The sequence below is a fragment of the Priestia sp. P5_B4 genome (genome assembly GCF_056400385.1).
The window spans coordinates 1-1,694 of sequence record NZ_JBFULJ010000830.1 but is presented as its reverse complement, the minus strand read 5'-3'; the positions used below and the strand labels follow the sequence as shown (position 1 = coordinate 1,694).

The following is a 1,694-nucleotide window of genomic DNA, read 5'->3' as shown; positions in this document are numbered from 1 at the left end:
CCAGAGCCACCGTGTGATTGCTTGATAGTAACGTCTTGCCCTGTTTTATCTTTCCAATAAGATGCAAAGCTCTTATTGAACTCCTGATAAAGCTCACGTGTAGGATCATATGAAACGTTTAAAAGCTCTACTGGTTTTTYTGAATCGTTTTTACTCGCAGAACTATCTTTCCCTGCTGTTTCAGTAGATTTCCCATTGCCGCAACCTGCTAGCACGACGAGCAGTGCTGTTAGCACCATTAAAAACTGAACTGCTTTTTTCTTCATGTTTTACTCCCCTTTTTATAAAAAAATACAAAAAGGCCGCTATCTCTTTGAAAAGAGAAGCAGCCTTCAGTTAGTCTGATCAGCGTATATGCTCTTAAATTATTCTTATTAAATTTATTCGTAAGAATAAAAAGAAGATACTTTCTGAAAAGACAATTTATTCTTGTTTTTATAATAAACACACTTTACCTATTAGTCAACTGGGTTTTTAATCTTTTTTGCACTTATTTTAGTTCTTTTTACGTGCTTTCCTTACTTACTGCGTGCCTGATACTCTTTTTCTAAGTCAGAGAGTGTAAGTTCAAAAAGATGATGGTTTTCTTTTTTGTAAATCCCTTTTTTCAGTAACTTTTCAATGAGGTATTGTTTTCTTTGCCGCACCGCTGCTCGTAATAAATTTTCCATCTTTTCTCCTCCTATTATATTAATTTAAGAATAAAAAAAAGACTCCTAACACAGGTCAGAAGCCTTCGGTAATCCGGTCAGCACAGGAATGAAACTGTCAGATTTTCATAATTTCAAAAAGTACAAAGCTGCTGCTTTAGCAGCTTTATACTTCTCATCGTCATACTCATACAACCTATAACTCAATTTTAATTCAAAAAATTCTAAATCTTTAACCGGAAAGAAAGTCAATTTTTCTTCGAATACGCACGTTTTCTATATTTAGTACGGTACTTGCTTGCCCCGCCGCCAAGCATTCGCTAGCTAGGCTGGCTCTTCAGTTTCTCTAAATACGTATTTAAATAGGCTTATTTGTGGCTTGCTACTTTGCTTTTAGCTAAAAAGCGGTTTTTTTCCGTGCTGTCCACTTGAGTAATTTGTCCGTCGTGAAGGGTAATTAGTACAGATCCATAGTTGATTTCAGTTAGTAATTTAACAATATAATCTAATTTTTCTTGTGTAATTGAAGCCATTTTATCATTCTCCTATTCATAGATAAATTTATATTTTAGTTGCAGTTGAATAAACAAAGCGAACAACATCTATAAGTACTTGTATAATGTGCAGAAGATAAATACATGGTAATCCTCCCCATATGTTCAGTTGAAGATTGAGATTTTAATGACCACAACCAATGTACAGAAAAGGCCCACACTAGTAGCGAACAAGTATGAGCCTTCGGTTGACCGATCAGCTTCTTTAGCATCCCAATTTTTTCAAAAGATTTATACTATCTATATTATTTACACTTTACCTATATGTCAAGTAGGGATTAAAAAAATAAATAGATATTATTAATTTTTTTTATATCTTTGACCTAATAAAAAAGACTCATCTGCATGAACTTACACAGACGAGTCTTTTTTAGCCCTAATTTTTTGGATAGGCAAGGTTACCGTAAAAATGCTTCCTTGTTCTTTTTTGCTTTCAACACGTATTGTGCCCTCATGCAACCGAACAATTTTTTTTGTAATGGCTAGACCG

General features: G+C 34.1%; 3 protein-coding genes and 1 pseudogene. All 4 read right to left on the bottom strand.

Annotation, left to right across the window (positions count from 1 at the left end):
• Nucleotides 1-266, bottom strand: a pseudogene (locus tag AC1DRF_RS26445) (sulfate transporter subunit); the annotation flags it as partial.
• Between the two features lie 252 nt (nucleotides 267-518).
• The gene (locus AC1DRF_RS26440) at nucleotides 519-671 is read right to left on the bottom strand and encodes a Fur-regulated basic protein FbpA (protein ID WP_097823568.1); all 153 of its coding nucleotides are present in this window, start codon (nucleotides 669-671) and stop codon (nucleotides 519-521) included.
• A 347-nt stretch (nucleotides 672-1,018) separates the two neighbouring features.
• Nucleotides 1,019-1,183: a YezD family protein gene (locus AC1DRF_RS26435; RefSeq protein WP_013056824.1), complete on the bottom strand. Its 165-nt coding sequence runs from the start codon at nucleotides 1,181-1,183 to the stop codon at nucleotides 1,019-1,021.
• A 372-nt stretch (nucleotides 1,184-1,555) separates the two neighbouring features.
• Nucleotides 1,556-1,684: a hypothetical protein gene (locus tag AC1DRF_RS26430; RefSeq protein WP_477742122.1), complete on the bottom strand. Its 129-nt coding sequence runs from the start codon at nucleotides 1,682-1,684 to the stop codon at nucleotides 1,556-1,558.
• Nucleotides 1,685-1,694 lie beyond the last annotated feature (10 nt).

Bases quoted from the DNA above. Each gene is read 5' to 3' on its own strand.
- AC1DRF_RS26440 (WP_097823568.1), bottom strand. From the start codon at position 671: ATGGAAAATTTATTACGAGCAGCGGTGCGGCAAAGAAAACAATACCTC.
- AC1DRF_RS26435 (WP_013056824.1), bottom strand. From the start codon at position 1,183: ATGGCTTCAATTACACAAGAAAAATTAGATTATATTGTTAAATTACTA.